This window comes from Streptacidiphilus pinicola (assembly GCF_003258295.1).
Taxonomy (GTDB): Bacteria; Actinomycetota; Actinomycetes; order Streptomycetales; family Streptomycetaceae; genus Streptacidiphilus; species Streptacidiphilus pinicola.
Genome location: NZ_QKYN01000078.1, coordinates 1 through 14,639 on the forward strand (window position 1 = coordinate 1; position 14,639 = coordinate 14,639).

Genomic DNA, 14,639 nt, shown 5'->3' on the forward strand with positions numbered 1-14,639 from the left:
GGGCGGCGTCGAGGATGGTGGCGCCCTGGAGGGGCATGGTGAGGGTGGTGACGCGGCCGTCGAGCGTCAGCTCGACCTGCGCGGAGGGGCCGTCCACCGTCGCGTCGGTGTGCGTCAGCGGGGCCGGCGGTTCCTCGTCCTCGGCGTAGAACAGCTCGCGGTGGATCCGCTCCCCCGCCACGCCGAAGGCGCCCAGCACGGAGCGCGCGTCCTCGGTCATGCCGAGCGGGCCGCAGAGCCACCAGTGGTCCACCGACGGCACGTCGACCAGCCCGCCGAGCACCGCCCGCAGATGCTCCGCGTCCAAGCGGCAGCTCAGCAGCTCACTCTCGCGCGGCTCGCGCGAGAGGACGTGCACGAGGTGGAAGCGGTCGGGGTACTGGTCCTTCAGGTCCGCCAGCTCGTCGACGAACATGACGGAGTCGCTGCGGCGGTTGCCGTACAGCAGGGTGACCCGCGCCTTGGGGTCGGCCAGCGCGGTCGCCGCGATGGAGAGCAGGGGCGTGATGCCGGAGCCCGCGCCGATCAGGGCGTGGTGGGCCGGCGCGGACAGGTCGGGGACGAAGGAGCCCAGCGGCGGGAGCGTCTCCACGACGTCGCCCGGCTTGAGGTCGCGCACCAGCCACGAGGAGAAGAGGCCGTCCGGCACCTCGCGGACGCCGATCCGCAGCGGGCCGCCCTCCGGCGCGCACAGCGAGTACGAACGGCGCTCGTCGCGGCCGTCGACGACCCGGCGCAGCGTCAGGGACTGGCCCGCGCGGAAGGCGTAGCGCTCCGCGAGCTCGTCCGGGACCGCGAAGGTGATCGCCGCGGCGTCGTCGCACAGCGGCTCGACCGCGGCCACCGTCAGCGGATGGAAGCTGGTGCGCAGCACTAGATCTCCTTGACCTGCTCGAAGGGTTCGCGGCAGGCGCGACAGCGGCGCAACGCCTTGCAGGCGGTGGCGCCGAAACGGCTGGTCTCCTCGGTGTCCGCGGAGCCGCAGCGCGGGCAGTGGACGTCGGCGACGCGGGTCGCGCCCAACGTCAGCGGGACGGGCCCGGGCGCGCGCCTGGGCGCGGCGCCGGGCGGGGCGATGCCGGCCTCGGCGAGCTTGCGGCGGCCCGCGGCGGTGATGTCGTCGGTCGACCACGCGGGGCTCAGCTGGGTCTCGACGCGGGCCTCGGCGAAGCCGGCGTCGTGCAGCGCGGCCACGAGGTCGGCGCGCATCTCGGCGAGCGCGGGGCAGCCGGTGTAGGTGGGGGTGAGCACGGCGGTCACGCCGCCGTCCGCGTCCAGCCGCACGTCGCGCAGCACACCGAGGTCGGCGAGGGTCAGCATGGGCAGCTCGGGGTCGCGCACGGCCGCTGCCGCGGCGTGCGCCGCGGTCAGCCGGGTGCCGAGGGCGGTCACGGTGCTCACCACGTCGCCTCCGGGTCCGCGCGGGCGACGCTCTGCAGCTCCGCGAGCAGCTCGGCGAGGTGCTCGGTGTGCTGGCCCTCGCGGCCGCGGCCCATCGAGACGGGTGTCGCGGCCGGGGCCGCCAACCGGGCGGTGTCCAGCACCTGGGCGAGCACCGCCTCGACCTCGTCCTGGGTCTCGGCCGCCGCCGCGTACAACTCCGAGCGGTACGGCCACAGTTCGGCGAGCGCCGCGTCCATCCGGCGGGCGGACTCCTCGGTGCCGTCGCCCAGCCGGACGGTCCACTGCGCGGCGTGGTCGCGGTGGTAGGTCAGCTCGCTGACGCCCTTGCGGGCGACGGCCGCGAGCACCGGGTCCGGGTGCTCGGCGAGCCGGGTCAGCTGGGCCAGCCTCCAGCTGGACAGGAGCAGCAGCTTGACCATGCTGTGCGCGAAGTCGCCGTTGGGGAGCTCGGCGAGGATGACGTTGCGGAACTCCGCCGGGTCGCGGAAGTACGCGAGCGCGTCCTCGTCGCGGCCGGCGCCCTCCGCCTGACCGGCGCGGGCGTAGAGCAGGCGCGCCTGGCCGAGCAGGTCGAGGCCGATGTTGGCGAGCGCCACCTCCTCCTCCAACTCCGGTGCCAGCGTGATCCACTGGGCCAGCCGCTGGGCCGCGACGAGCGCGTCGTCGGCGAGCGCGAGGCAGAGCGCGGTGAGCTCGGCGGCGTCGACGCCCTCGGGCAGGGTCGTGTCGACGCCGTGCAGCGGGTCCTCGAAACCGGTGCCGAAGGCCCACCGCGCGTCGTCCGCATGCCCCTCGGCGAGCGAGAGGTAGACGTGGTCGTCGTCGCTGCTCATGGAAAGACCGGCTCCTAGATGTGCGGGACGTCGTCGGGGATGGCGTAGAACGTCGGGTGGCGGTAGACCTTGTCGCCGCTCGGGGAGAAGAACGGGTCCTTCTCGTCCGGCGTCGAGGCGGTGATCGCGTCGGAGCGGACCACCCAGATGCTGACGCCTTCGTTGCGACGGGTGTAGAGGTCGCGGGCGCTGGTCAGCGCCATCCGCTCGTCGGCGGCGTGCAGCGAGCCGACGTGCACGTGGTTGAGGCCGCGCTTGCCGCGCACGAACACCTCGTACAGGGGCCAACCCGCGCTGCCGCGGGGTGCTTCGGTGCTCATGCCGCCGATCCTTCCTCTCCACGGTTCTTGGCCGCGTGTGCCGCGGCGGCCTCGCGGACCCAGGCGCCGTCCTGGTGCGCCTTGGTGCGCCGCTCCATCCGCTGCGCGTTGCACGGACCGTCGCCCTTGATGACGCGCATCAGCTCGGAGAAGTCCGGTGTGCCGAAGTCGTGGTGACCGCGCTCCTCGTTCCAGCGCAGCTCCGGGTCGGGCAGGGTGACGCCCAGGCGCTCGGCCTGAGGGACCGTCATGTCGACGAACCGCTGCCGCAGTTCGTCGTTGCTGTGGCGCTTGATCTTCCAGGCCATGGACTGCGCGCTGTTGGGCGAGTCGTCGTCCGGCGGGCCGAACATCATCAGGGACGGCCACCACCAGCGGTCCACCGCGTCCTGCACCTGCGCCCGCTGCTGCTCCGTGCCGCGCATCATGGTCAGCAGCAGCTCGTAGCCCTGGCGCTGGTGGAAGGACTCCTCCTTGCAGATCCGCACCATCGAGCGCGCGTAGGGCCCGTAGCTGGAGCGGCAGAGCGGCACCTGGTTGCAGATGGCCGCGCCGTCGACGAACCAGCCGATGACGCCGACGTCGGCGAAGCTCAGGGTGGGGTAGTTGAAGATCGAGGAGTACTTCTGGCGGCCGGCGAGCAGGCGCTCGGTCAGCTCGCTGCGGTCGATGCCGAGGGTTTCGGCGGCGGAGTAGAGGTAGAGCCCGTGCCCGGCCTCGTCCTGCACCTTGGCGAAGAGGATCGCCTTGCGCCGCAGCGAGGGAGCCTTGGTGATCCACTCCCCCTCCGGCTGCATGCCGATGATCTCCGAGTGCGCGTGCTGGGCGATCTGGCGCACCAGCGTGGCGCGGTAGCCGTCGGGCATCCAGTCGCGCGGCTCGATGCGCTGGTCGTGCGCGATCGTCGCGTCGAAGTGCGCGGCGAGCGCGGTCGCGCCGTCCGGCCCGCCCGCGCCGTCGGTAACGGTCATGGCAGCCACCCCTCCGGGTCTTTGGTGACTCCAGGCTACCGAACGGTCGGTCGGGCACACAAGAGCGGGCTGCTCAGACCCCTCGACCCCTTGATTCAGACCCCGCGCACCGTGCCCGAACGGCGCTGGAGCACCGCGGCGACGTCCTCGGCCAGGCGCGGGCAGTCCTCGGGATCCAGCGTCGAGACGGTGAGCCGCAGCCCCGGGGCACTGTGCAGGCGGTAGCGGGCCCCCGGCGAGACCGCCCAGCCGCGCTGGAGCAGCCCGGCGACGGCCGAGGTCTCGTCGGCGACCGGGATCCAGACGTAGAGGCCACTGCGGCCGTGCGCCGCGACGCCGTGCCGGGCCAGCCCCTCGAGCAGGGCGTCGCGCCGGGCGCGGTAGGAGGCGACCGTCGGCGCCGGGTCGTAGGCGTGCCAGAGCGCGGCCGCGGTGCGCTGCAGCAGGTGACTGACCCAGCCCGCCCCGAGCCGCTGCCGCCCGCGTACACGGTCGACGGTCTCCCGGTCCCCCGCGAAGACGGCGACCCGCAGATCGGGCCCGAGCGACTTCGCCACGGACCGCACCACGGCCCAGCGGCGCACGGTCGGTGCCCCGCCGCCCCCCTCCACGCAGAGCGTGCGGTACGTCTGCTCGACGATGCCGTGGCCGTGGTCGTCCTCGACCAGCAGGACGTCCGGGTGCTGGGCGAGCAGCGCGCGCAGCTGTGCCGCCCGGTCGGGACCGAGCGCGGCGCCGGTCGGGTTCTGGGCGCGGGCGGTCACGACGACGGCGCGGACGCCCGTGTCGAGCACGGCGCGCAGCCCCTCCACCGTGGGGCCCTCGTCGTCGACCGGCATCGGCTGGAGCTTCAGCCCGAGAGCCGGCAGCAGGTCGAAGAGGCTGCCCCAGCCCGGGTCCTCCACGGCGACGGCGTCGCCGGAGCGCAGCCACGCCTGGAAGATCCGCTCCTGCGCGTCCAGCGCGCCCGAGGCGACGCCGATCGCGTCGACGGGGACGCCGTCGGCCGCGAAGGAGTGCCGGGCGGCGTCGAGCAGGCTCGGGTCGAGCTCGGGACCGCCGTAGCGTCCGGCCGAGGGGGCGCCGCCCCGGCCCGCCGCGGCGAGCGCCGGCGCGGGATCGGGCAGCAGCCGGGCGTCGGGGTTGCCGTCGGCCAGGTCGCGGACGCCCTCGGGGATCTCCAGCGGCGTGTAGTCACGCGGGGTCAGCGCGGGGCGCGGCAGCACCCGGCTGCCGCGCCGGCCGGCGGTCTCGATGACGCCGCGCTCGCGCAGCAGGCGGTAGGCGGCGGCGACGGTGTTCGGATTGACGCCGAGCTCGACGGCGAGGTCCCGCAGCGGCGGCAGCGCCGCACCGGGCGCGAGGGTGCCCGCGGTCACCAGCGCCTCGATCTCGCCCGCGATGTCATTGGCACGCCGTGCCGTGATCCGATAATCTCCTAGCACAAAGCAAATTATGCACTAGTTCAAACGCCACCGCAATCGAGGACGGACCATGCTGATCCATCCGTGGGACCAGGCCGACGAAGCGACCTGGCGGCCCTGGCTCGCCGCCCGCGACTTCGGCACCCTCGCCGCCAACGGCCCGGACGGCGCGGCACCGACGCTCCTGCCGACCCACTTCTTCTATGAGCACAGCTCGTACGACGGCGGCGACGAAGTCGTCCTGCACCTGGCCCGGCCGAACCCGTTCTGGGACGCCGTCGCGGCCAACCCCCGGCTGACCCTCGCCGTCACCGACGACTACGCCTTCATCCCCGGCACCTGGCGCGCCGCCCCGGACGCGGACCCCGACCACGGCGTTCCGACGAGCTACTACACGTCCGTGCACCTCATCGGCACCGGCACCGTCGTCGACGACCCCGCCGAGAAGGCCGCGCTGATGACCCGCCAGTACGCGCGCTTCCAACCGGACTCGGCCCCGGGCCCGATCGTGCCCGGCGAGGCACCGTTCGGGCGGATGCTCTCGTCGATCCGCTTCCTGCGCCTCGCCATCGACGAGGTGCGCGCCAAGGCCAAGTACGACGCCCACAAGGACGACGCCCTGGCCGCCCGTGTCCGCAGCGGCCTGCTCGACCGCGCCCTCCCCCAGGATCGGACCGTCGCGGCCCGCCTGGACCGCACCGGGCGCGACTGATCCCCCGTTCGGCCCGTCCGGTCCGGCCGCACGAGGGAGGCGGCTGGGCCGGGCGGGTGATTGTCGTACCGGGAAGGCTGCGCCTGCGGCGCGCCCGGGACGCAACTTCCTAGGCTCGCCGGACGGACCATCAGCGCCGCGCACCCAGGGAGCCCCCCACTGTCCAACACGCGATCATCTTCGACCGCCGCGGCGGAGGGCAACCTCGGGCACGTCGTCTTCATCGCGGCCGCGGCCGCGATGGGTGGGTTCCTGTTCGGCTACGACAGCGCCGTCATCAACGGCGCGGTGACCGGCATCCAGCACCACTTCCACGTGGGCAACGGCGAGACCTCACTCGTGGTCTCGGCCGCGCTGCTCGGCTCGGCCGCCGGCGCGGTGAGCGCCGGCTGGCTCGCCGACCACTTCGGCCGCATCAAGGTGATGCAGTTGGCCGCCATCCTCTTCTTCGCCAGCGGGCTCGGCACCATGTTCCCGCCCAACATCGTGATGCTCGGCGTCTGGCGCGTGATCGGCGGTATCGCGATCGGGATCGCCTCCGTCGTCGCGCCCGCCTACATCGCCGAGGTCGCCCCACCCGCCATCCGCGGGCGGCTCGCCTCGTTCCAGCAGGCCGCGATCGTGCTGGGCATCTTCATCTCCCAGCTGATCAACTACGCGCTGAACCAGGCCGCCGGCGGCAACCCCAACGACCACCTGGCCGGCATCCAGGCCTGGCAGTGGATGCTCGGCGCCGAGACCATCCCGGCCCTGATCTACGGGCTGCTCTCGCTCGCCATCCCCGAATCCCCGCGCTACCTGATCGCCTCCGGCGACCTGCCGCGCGCCAGGAAGGTCCTGGCCGACGTCGAGGCGCCCGGCACCGACGTGGACGCGCGGATCGGCGAGATCCAGCACGTCATGGCGACCGAGCACAAACCGAGGCTCAAGGACCTGATGGGCGGCCGGGTCGGGCTGCAGACCATCGTCTGGATCGGCATCGGCGCCTCGGTGTTCCAGCAGTTCGTCGGCATCAACGTGATCTTCTACTACTCGTCGCTGCTGTGGCAGTCGGTCGGCATCAACGCGAGCAACTCGCTGCTGATCTCGGTGTCCACCTCGCTGGTGAACATCGTCGGCACGGTGATCGCGGTGGTCCTGGTCGACCGCGTCGGCCGCAGGCCGCTCGCGCTGGTGGGTTCGGCGGGCATGGCGGTGACGCTCGGCATGGCCGCCTGGGCCTTCTCCTACCGCGTCGGCACGGGCACCTCGGCGCACCTGGCGGACACGCAGGCGACCGTGGCCCTGGTCGCCGCCCACCTCTACGTGCTCTGCTTCGCCTTCTCCTGGGGCGTGGTGGTCTGGGTCCTGCTGGGCGAGATGTTCCCCAACAAGATCCGCGCGCTGGCGCTCTCCGTGGCGGCCTCGGCCCAGTGGATCGCCAACTGGCTGATCACGGTGAGCTTCCCGACCATGTCGGACTGGAACCTGTCGGCGACGTACGTGATCTACGCCTGCTTCGCGCTGCTGTCGATCCCGTTCGTCTACTTCTGCATCCGCGAGACCAAGGGCAAGTCCCTGGAGGAGATGGGCTGACCGCCCCGCCCCCGCCCGCCGTGGCCCGGCTCAGGTGATGGGCTCCCCGAGACGGCGGGAGATGTCCTTGAGTCGGGCCACCTCCACGTCGTGGCATTCGTGTTCGCAGCCGTGCAGCTTGCCGCCGATCACCCGGACGCCGACGGTGCAGCTGTGCGACTCACCCGGCTCCGCGCCCTTGCATCCGGGGGCCAGGTACTTCTCAGGAGGCGTCCACAGGCCGCCGTACGGTTTGCCCGGGTCCGGAGTCGTCTGCGCCATGTCCCAAGTGTGCGTCAAATCGCCTGTGCGCAAAGGGTGAACGCAGAAGATCACCGGTCCGGAGCGTGATCGTCCTAGGGTGTGCTGTCATGACGGACGACGCACACCGCAGCGAGGAAATCGAACACCATGCAACCCCCGAGGACGAGGAGCCGCTGCGGCGGCGGATCTACCTCACCAACCTCGTCGCGGGATCGAACTGGCTGGTGCTCAACACCAACCGCGAGACCATGGCCGCCAACGGCCCCGCCCTGCGCGCCCTCAGCGGCGTCATCGAGGCGCTCCACGAGATCGGCTGGCACCTCAACGAGCCGGACCCCGGCCGCCTCGCCTCCGCCCAGCGCCAACTCGAGGCGGCACAGCGCGAACTGGCGGAGGCGCTGGGCGAGGCTCGGCCGTAGCGGGTCAGGGACGGGTCGTCAGTTCGGCCGCCGCCGCGCTCAACAGCAGGTCCAGCGCGGCCGGGTAGGCGCTCTCGTTCATGCGCTGCGCCAGCAGGCCGGAGGTAGCGGCGATGTGGGGGTGGGTGCCGGACGGGAGTCGGGCGTAGGTCGCCTGCCAGACCGCCTCGTCCGCCTCGCGCGCCTCGTCCGGGAGGGCGAGGGACGCGGCGTCCAGGGCGGCGAAGGCGAGGCTCTGGTCGATGAAGACGTGGTAGATCCGGACGGCCGCCGGGTCCGCGAAGCCGGCGCCGCGCAGCACGCCGAGGATCGCCTCGTCGGCGGCGATCTCGTGCGCGCGGCCGCTGACGCGGCTGGCCGCGAGGACGGCCGCCTGCGGGTGGGCGAGGTAGGCGGCGTGGATGCGCAGGCCGAGATCGCGCAGGTCGGCGCGCCACTCGCCGCCCGGCGTCCAGCCCGTCATGGCGCGCTGCATCAGCGCGTCCGCGATGGCGCGGGTCAGCTCGTCCAGACCGGCGAAATACCGGTAGAGGGTGCTCGCATCCGCGCCCAGCGCCAGGCCGAGGCGGCGCGCGGTGAGGCCCTGTACGCCGTGCTCCCGCAGCATCCGCAGCGCGGTCTCCACGATCAGCTCGTGGGTCAGCACCGTGCCGTGCTTGGTCGGACGCCGTCGCCGCCGTTGCTCCTCGGGTACCGCCGTCTTCGCCATGCCGCCAGCCTAGCCAACCCCGCGGGCTTACGCCAACGTGGTTGACCTTCGCCACGGCGGCGGCGTTTCATCTGGTCAGCGGCCGCTCAACCGCCCTGCTCCACCGCACCCGAACCACACCTCCACCACACCCGAACCACCGAGGAGACCCTCCATGCGTGTGCTGCTCGTCGGCGCCGGAGGCGTCGGCACCGCGATCACGCGGATCGCCGCCCGCCGCCCCTTCCTCAGCCACATGGTCGTCGCCGACTACGACCTCGCCCGCGCCGAGGCGGCGGTCGCCGCCCTGGGCGCCGAGCAGGCCGCGCGCTTCAGCGCGGCCCGCGTCGACGCGAGCGACCGGGACGCCGTCACCGCACTGCTGCGCGCCGAGCGCTGCGACGTGCTGCTCAACGCGACCGACCCGCGCTTCGTCATGCCGCTGTTCGAGTCGGCCCTCGCCGCCGACGCGCACTACCTGGACATGGCGATGTCCCTGTCCCGCCCGCACCCGGAGCAGCCGCACGCGCTCACCGGCGTCAAGCTGGGCGACGAGCAGTTCGAGCAGGCGGAGGCGTGGGAGAAGGCGGGCCGGCTCGCCCTGGTCGGCATCGGCGTGGAGCCGGGCCTTTCCGACGTCTTCGCCCGCTACGCCGCCGACGAGCTCTTCGACGAGATCGAGGAGGTCGGCATCCGCGACGGCGCCAACCTGACCGTCGACGGCTACGAGTTCGCGCCCTCGTTCAACATCTGGACCACCATCGAAGAGTGCCTCAACCCGCCGGTCGTCTACGAGGCCGACCGCGGCTGGTTCACCACCGCGCCGTTCAGCGAGCCGGAGGTCTTCGACTTCCCGGACGGCATCGGCCCGGTGGAGTGCGTCAACGTCGAGCACGAGGAGGTGCTGCTGGTCCCGCGCTGGGTGGACGCCAAGCGGGTCACCTTCAAGTACGGCCTCGGCGAGGACTTCATCGCCAAGCTGAAGACGCTGCACGCGCTCGGCCTGGACCGCACCGAGCCGCTGACCGTCCGCTCGGCCGACGGCCCGGTCGCGGTCTCGCCGCGCGACGTGGTCGCCGCCGCCCTGCCGGACCCGGCGACGCTGGGCGGGCTCATGCACGGCAAGACGTGCGCCGGCACCTGGGTCAAGGGCGTCAAGGACGGCGCGGCGCGCGAGGTGTACCTCTACCACGTGGTCGACAACCAGTGGTCGATGCGCGAGTACGGTTCGCAGGCCGTGGTCTGGCAGACGGCGATCAACCCCGTCGTGGCGCTGGAGCTGCTCGCCTCCGGGGTCTGGTCCGGCCAGGGCGTGCTCGGCCCCGAGGCCTTCCCGCCCCGGCCGTTTCTGGACCTGCTGACCGAGTACGGCTCCCCGTGGGGCCTGCGGGAGCAGTGAGCCGGGGCCGTCCGGCGGGCGGGCCTCGGATCCGGGCCTCTCAGAACCGGGACTCTCAGAACCGGGGCTGGCCCGCCCACCAGTTGCCCGGCGCGGCCGGGTCGCTGCTGGTCCAGAACTCCACGATCGCGGTGACGAACTCGTCCGCGTCCAGGCAGCCGTCGCCGTCCCGGTCCAGCTTCGCGAAGGCCTCAGCCGCCTGCTCGCGGCTGAAGCCGGCGAAGTGGCCGCGCTGGAAGAGGAAGAACTCGTCCAGCTCGACCCGCCCGTCGCCGTCCGCGTCCGCGATGGCGAGGAACGCCTCGGCGAGCCCGCCGAGCAGGGCCCGGGCGGCGTCGGGCTGGTCGACCAGCGAGCCGGTCGAGCCGACGAACTGGTCCCGGGTGATCGCGTCGACGCCCTCCGGCAGGTGCGGGGCGTGCAGGTCGTGCCAGATGGAGACGTAGGCGTCGACGATCCGCGCCTCCTCCGCGCCCCCGGCCGGGTGCCCGAGCGAGGCGGCGACGGACCGGCCCATGATCCGGTGGTCGGCCTCGGTGAGGCGCCCGTCCCCGTCGGCGTCGAGATGGTCGAAGCCCCAGCCGATCTTGGCGTCGAGGAAGTCCTGGCTCACGCGTCTGCGCCCTTCTCTGCAGTGTCCGCCGCTTTTTGACGGAGCATCGACACAGTAGCGGGAGAACGGAACGCTCGTGCGGAGTTCGCCGCCCGTTCGCCTCCGGCCTCTTCTCGGGGTCGGCCCGGACCCGTCACACTGCGGGCGCCCGCACCCCCTCAGCGGAGAGGACGCCATGCCCACCACGTCACCGGCCCGCCCCGGACGCCGCGGCGCCGTCGCGCTCGTGCTCGCCCTGCTGGCCGCCCTGCTCGGCCTCGCGGGCACGGCGCCCGCGGCGCACGCGGCTGCCAGCCCCAACCTGATCCTGGACGGCAGCGGCCAGAACGCGAGCTGCTCCGGTTCCGGCTACGACGAGACCACCGACCCTGGCTGGACCATCACCTCCGGCGACCCGAACGTCGTCTGCTACACCAACAACGGCGGTTTCCCCGGCGCCTCCACCCCGGGCGCGCAGCCCGGCAGCGGCTACTTCACCGGCGGCACCCGCGGCAACGGCTCGCTCAGCCAGACCGCGGACGTCTCCGCGGCGGCGACCGCGATCGACGCGGGCACCGCGACGTACAACCTCTCCGGCTGGCTCGGCGGCTTCGGCAAGCAGAACGACACCGCCACCCTGGTCGCCACCTTCCGGTCGGCGACCGGCGCCACCCTCGGCACCTCGCAGATCGGGCCGGTCACGGCCACGGACCGCAAGAGCCGGACCGAGTTCCTGCAGCGCGCCGCGTCCGGCGCCCTCCCGGTCGGCACCCGCTCCATCCGCCTCGACCTGCAGTTCACCTGGTCCACGGGCGGCACCACCGACGGCTACGCGCAGGGCCTGTCGCTGACCGTCAGCCCGTCGGTCCCGGCCCCCGTACTGGCCGCGCCCGCGTCGACCGTGCCCGGCTTCGACCACGTCTTCGTGGTCTACATGGAGAACGAGAACTACTCCGCCGCCAGCAACACCGCCGACGGCGGCGCGGGCATCATCGGCAACTCCGCGGCGCCCTACCTGAATGGCCTCACCTCGAACGCGGCGCTGCTCACGAACTACCACGCCGTGGTGCACAACTCCGACCCCAACTACCTCGCGCTCGCGGGCGGCAGCACCTTCGGGCAGAGCGCCGGCAACGGCGGCACCAGCAACTGCATCGCCACCTGCACGTACAGCACCCCGAGCCTGGCCGACCGGGTGGACCAGGCCGGCAAGACCTGGAAGCAGTACACCGACGGTGCCAACGGCGACTGCGACACCAGCACGCACGGTTCCTACTACCCGGACGACGCACCGTTCGGGTACTTCTCCGACGTGAAGAACAACGCGGCCTACTGCCAGTCCCACTGGCAGCCGCTGACGCAGCTCTCGACGGACCTGCAGTCCACCGCCACCACCCCGAACTTCGCCTGGCTCGCCGCCGACGACTGCAACGACATGGAGTCCTGCGGCATCTCGGCCGGGGACACCTGGCTCAGGAACACCCTGCCGACCCTCTTCAACTCCCCCGCGTGGACCACCCAGCGCTCACTGCTGGTGATCACCTGGGACGAGGACGGCAACAACCTGCCCGGCGGCTTCGGCCCCGGCCAGACCAACCAGGTCGCGACCTTCGTGCTCGGCTCCACGGGCACGGTCAAGGCCGGGACGCAGATCGCCACCCGCTACGACCACTACAGCACCGCCCGCACCGTCGAGCAGGCGCTCGGGCTGACGTCCATGACACAGAACGACGCCTACGCGCAGCCCATGAACGACGTCTTCAACTGAGTCGCTCCCCCTGGGTCGCTCTGATCGCTCCCCTGCTCACTCCCCCGGCCACCGGCCCGGGTGATCGGCCCAGACGACCAGCTCGCTGTCGTACGGGTCCTCGCCCGGGAAGTCCTCGGCCATCTGCTCCTCGAACTGGCGCCGGGACATCGGCACGTGGTGGGCTCCGCAGAAGGAGATCAGCCTGTACTGATGGTCGTCCGCATACGGTCCGACCTGCACCGGAGGCTCTGTATCGGTCATGAGCCCAGCGTGCGACCGGCCCCGACACGCCGCCACCCGAGTGGCGGGGTCGGCCGACCCGTCGCAAGGTGGGAAGACCGCACATCCGGGAGGAGTGTTTCCACCATGAGCGTTCTCGACAAGGTCAAAGGCATGCTCAAGGGCCACGAGGACAAGGCCTCGCAGGCCGTGGACAAGGCCGGAGACCTGATCGACGACAAGACCGGCGGAAAGTACGCCAGCCAGGTCGACATGGCCCAGAACCAGGCCAAGAAGCAGTTCGGCACCGACGATCAGGCCCCGCCGCCGGTCGACGGCGGCCAGTCGGCATAACGGCCCGGGCCGGAAGCGGCACCGACATCGAACAGAACGACAGCGAGCGCGGGGCTCCGGTGAGCGGAGCCCCGCGCTTCTGCTTACCCGCTCAGCCGGTCCGCGGCCTGCGTGCGGCAGCGCTGGACCACCGCCGACGGGTCGATGCCGGCACCGCGCAGGATCTCGGACGCCCGGGAGTCGGCGACGGTCGCCAGCTCCCGCAGCAGCTCCAGCACCGTGCCCCCGGCCCGGGAGGCGCGCGCCAGCGCGCCGTTCGCGCTCGCGCTCCAGGCCAGCCCGGCCGAGCGCTCGCGCTCGCGGTCGGCGACACCCTCGCCGAACCGCCACAGCCGGCCGAAGCCGATGCTCCGCTGGACCAGGTACCCCATCAGGCGGGTCGCCTGCATCGGCAGCGGCGCGGCGACACCCAGCGCGGAGTCGTCCGTCTCCAGCAGCGCGTGCAGCAGGTGGCCGGTGTCGACCTCCGGGTCGCCGGCGCGCAGCGCACGCCGCCTGGCGCGGGCCGCTACCACGTCGAGCGCGCCGGCCAGAGCGGGTTCCTCCCGGTGCGCGAACGCCGGTCGAGCGGCGGCGCGGAGGGGTTCTGAACGCAACGGGTCTCCACCACGGGTCGAGCGGAAGGACGGCACGGGCCGACACAGGGCCCCGAACGGCCGGGACGGGCCGCTTCAGAGATCGTTCACGGTGGGGCTGGAGAGCGGGTGCAGCGCGGGCGGAGCACCGGTGGAGCGGCGAGCGGGGTGTGGTCCGACGAGGGGCCGCCCCGGAAGCATGCTGCGCAGGGTGACCATTCGTCAACCCACAGATACGATCTTCCCACGGTTCCCCAGGGGCGGTCGCGCCCTCCGCATGGACCCGTGCGTGGTTGACCTGCGTCGACGCTCGGGGCGTGTGGGGCGCGTGCCACGGGCGCGCGGGAGTGTCCGAAGGCGTGCACCCGTCGCGGGCAACCCCGTTAGGCTGCAACCTCCCGGGCCTCAGGGTCGTCGAACAGGTCAGCAGGCCTCACCCGTTCCGCCTGCGCCCCGGATCTCAGGAGCCGTCAACTGACCACCGTCGCCCCGACCGTCAAGCCGCTGCTCTATCTCGACGTGGACGGCGTGCTCAACCCCGTCTGCCCGCGCCCCGGCAGCGGCTACACGCGACACCGGCTGCTGCGCAGCGAGGTGCTGCTCAGTTCGGCGCACGGCGCGTGGTTGCGGGAGCTGTCCGAGGTCTACGAGTTGGCATGGGCGAGCACCTGGGAGTCCTGGGCCAACCAGTGCATCGCGCCGCTGCTGGGCATTCCGGCACTGCCGTGGGTGGCCTGCGGCGGCGCCAACTCCGGTGCGCCGGACGGGGATTTCGCACCGATCGCGCGACACGCGGCGGGACGGCCGTTCGCCTGGGTGGACGACCTGATCCCGCCGCGCCTGCTGCGCCGCTACGCGGACCGCAGCGATGTGCTGTTGCTGCCGGTCGAGCCGGGACAGGGCCTGCGGCGCCGGAGGACCAGAGCTGAGCCGCGCGGCCCGTGGTGGCCGTGACAGCAGCCGGTCCACGTGGCGGCGCCGCAGGCCCTGTCCCGGCTCGACCGGCAGCAACAGCACATCGCTGCGGTCCGCGTAGCGGCGCAGCAGGCGCGGCGGGATCCGGTCGTCCACCCCGGCGCACCGCCCGCCCCCCCCCCGTCCCCCCGCCGGCGCCCACTCCCCCTCCCGCCCCCCCGCACTCGCCCCCCCGCCACCCACCCC

General features: G+C 72.7%; 18 protein-coding genes. 7 read left to right on the plus strand and 11 right to left on the minus strand.

Translation table 11 applies throughout. From position 1 onward, the window contains the following. The 6 genes from DN069_RS20525 to DN069_RS20550 all read right to left on the minus strand — a co-directional run. On the minus strand, positions 1-874 hold an 874-nt coding region (locus DN069_RS20525; RefSeq protein ID WP_165845567.1), incomplete at its 3' end, for an FAD-binding oxidoreductase. Continuing rightward, the gene (gene paaD / locus DN069_RS20530) at positions 874-1,404 is read right to left on the minus strand and encodes a 1,2-phenylacetyl-CoA epoxidase subunit PaaD (protein WP_424556307.1); all 531 of its coding nucleotides are present in this window, start codon (positions 1,402-1,404) and stop codon (positions 874-876) included. The genes DN069_RS20525 and paaD, both read right to left, overlap by 1 nt. Then, the gene (gene paaC / locus DN069_RS20535) at positions 1,398-2,237 is read right to left on the minus strand and encodes a 1,2-phenylacetyl-CoA epoxidase subunit PaaC (protein ID WP_111502887.1); all 840 of its coding nucleotides are present in this window, start codon (positions 2,235-2,237) and stop codon (positions 1,398-1,400) included. The genes paaD and paaC overlap by 7 nt, the downstream gene beginning before the upstream one ends. Before the next feature lie 14 nt (positions 2,238-2,251). Continuing rightward, positions 2,252-2,557: a 1,2-phenylacetyl-CoA epoxidase subunit PaaB gene (paaB, locus tag DN069_RS20540; protein ID WP_111502889.1), complete on the minus strand. Its 306-nt coding sequence runs from the start codon at positions 2,555-2,557 to the stop codon at positions 2,252-2,254. Continuing rightward, positions 2,554-3,528 (minus strand): 1,2-phenylacetyl-CoA epoxidase subunit PaaA, encoded by a 975-nt coding sequence (paaA, locus tag DN069_RS20545; protein ID WP_111502891.1) that lies wholly within the window; start codon positions 3,526-3,528, stop codon positions 2,554-2,556. The genes paaB and paaA overlap by 4 nt, the downstream gene beginning before the upstream one ends. 95 nt (positions 3,529-3,623) lie before the next feature. Continuing rightward, positions 3,624-4,973: an aminotransferase class I/II-fold pyridoxal phosphate-dependent enzyme gene (locus tag DN069_RS20550; RefSeq protein ID WP_111502893.1), complete on the minus strand. Its 1,350-nt coding sequence runs from the start codon at positions 4,971-4,973 to the stop codon at positions 3,624-3,626. Between the two features lie 49 nt (positions 4,974-5,022). On the opposite strand from DN069_RS20550, the gene DN069_RS20555 reads away from it, so the two are divergent. Both DN069_RS20555 and DN069_RS20560 read left to right on the plus strand, forming a co-directional pair. Further along, positions 5,023-5,664, plus strand: coding sequence for an FMN-binding negative transcriptional regulator (locus DN069_RS20555; RefSeq protein ID WP_111502895.1), 642 nt, complete (start codon positions 5,023-5,025; stop codon positions 5,662-5,664). 129 nt (positions 5,665-5,793) lie between these two features. After that, a complete protein-coding gene (locus DN069_RS20560) occupies positions 5,794-7,239 on the plus strand; it encodes a sugar porter family MFS transporter (protein ID WP_111502921.1) in 1,446 nt (481 codons plus the stop codon). 30 nt (positions 7,240-7,269) lie between these two features. On the opposite strand, the gene DN069_RS20565 is transcribed toward DN069_RS20560, so the two are convergent. Continuing rightward, the gene (locus DN069_RS20565; RefSeq protein WP_111502897.1) at positions 7,270-7,500 is read right to left on the minus strand and encodes a hypothetical protein; all 231 of its coding nucleotides are present in this window, start codon (positions 7,498-7,500) and stop codon (positions 7,270-7,272) included. A gap of 89 nt (positions 7,501-7,589) precedes the next feature. Between DN069_RS20565 and DN069_RS20570 the strand changes: the two genes are divergently transcribed. Then, entirely contained in the window at positions 7,590-7,901 is a 312-nt protein-coding gene (locus DN069_RS20570) for a hypothetical protein (RefSeq protein ID WP_111502899.1), read from the plus strand. Between the two features lie 4 nt (positions 7,902-7,905). On the opposite strand, the gene DN069_RS20575 is transcribed toward DN069_RS20570, so the two are convergent. Beyond that, on the minus strand, positions 7,906-8,610 hold the full coding sequence (locus DN069_RS20575; protein WP_111502901.1) for a TetR/AcrR family transcriptional regulator: 705 nt from the start codon (positions 8,608-8,610) through the stop codon (positions 7,906-7,908). 154 nt (positions 8,611-8,764) lie between these two features. Here DN069_RS20575 and DN069_RS20580 point away from each other — a divergent pair, with 154 nt between their 5' ends. Continuing rightward, the gene (locus DN069_RS20580; RefSeq protein WP_111502903.1) at positions 8,765-9,988 is read left to right on the plus strand and encodes a saccharopine dehydrogenase family protein; all 1,224 of its coding nucleotides are present in this window, start codon (positions 8,765-8,767) and stop codon (positions 9,986-9,988) included. Positions 9,989-10,043: 55 nt separating this feature from the next. Here the strand turns inward: DN069_RS20580 and DN069_RS20585 are convergent, their stop codons facing one another. Next, the gene (locus DN069_RS20585) at positions 10,044-10,601 is read right to left on the minus strand and encodes an EF-hand domain-containing protein (RefSeq protein WP_111502905.1); all 558 of its coding nucleotides are present in this window, start codon (positions 10,599-10,601) and stop codon (positions 10,044-10,046) included. A gap of 175 nt (positions 10,602-10,776) precedes the next feature. Between DN069_RS20585 and DN069_RS20590 the strand changes: the two genes are divergently transcribed. Next, positions 10,777-12,348 (plus strand): alkaline phosphatase family protein, encoded by a 1,572-nt coding sequence (locus tag DN069_RS20590; protein WP_111502907.1) that lies wholly within the window; start codon positions 10,777-10,779, stop codon positions 12,346-12,348. A 36-nt stretch (positions 12,349-12,384) separates the two neighbouring features. On the opposite strand, the gene DN069_RS20595 is transcribed toward DN069_RS20590, so the two are convergent. Further along, positions 12,385-12,591: a hypothetical protein gene (locus tag DN069_RS20595; RefSeq protein ID WP_133259989.1), complete on the minus strand. Its 207-nt coding sequence runs from the start codon at positions 12,589-12,591 to the stop codon at positions 12,385-12,387. 105 nt (positions 12,592-12,696) lie between these two features. On the opposite strand from DN069_RS20595, the gene DN069_RS20600 reads away from it, so the two are divergent. After that, the gene (locus DN069_RS20600) at positions 12,697-12,903 is read left to right on the plus strand and encodes an antitoxin (RefSeq protein WP_111502911.1); all 207 of its coding nucleotides are present in this window, start codon (positions 12,697-12,699) and stop codon (positions 12,901-12,903) included. 83 nt (positions 12,904-12,986) lie between these two features. On the opposite strand, the gene DN069_RS20605 is transcribed toward DN069_RS20600, so the two are convergent. Further along, the gene (locus DN069_RS20605) at positions 12,987-13,499 is read right to left on the minus strand and encodes a Clp protease N-terminal domain-containing protein (protein ID WP_133259990.1); all 513 of its coding nucleotides are present in this window, start codon (positions 13,497-13,499) and stop codon (positions 12,987-12,989) included. A 498-nt stretch (positions 13,500-13,997) separates the two neighbouring features. Between DN069_RS20605 and DN069_RS20610 the strand changes: the two genes are divergently transcribed. After that, entirely contained in the window at positions 13,998-14,432 is a 435-nt protein-coding gene (locus DN069_RS20610) for an HAD domain-containing protein (RefSeq protein ID WP_243639500.1), read from the plus strand. Positions 14,433-14,639 lie beyond the last annotated feature (207 nt).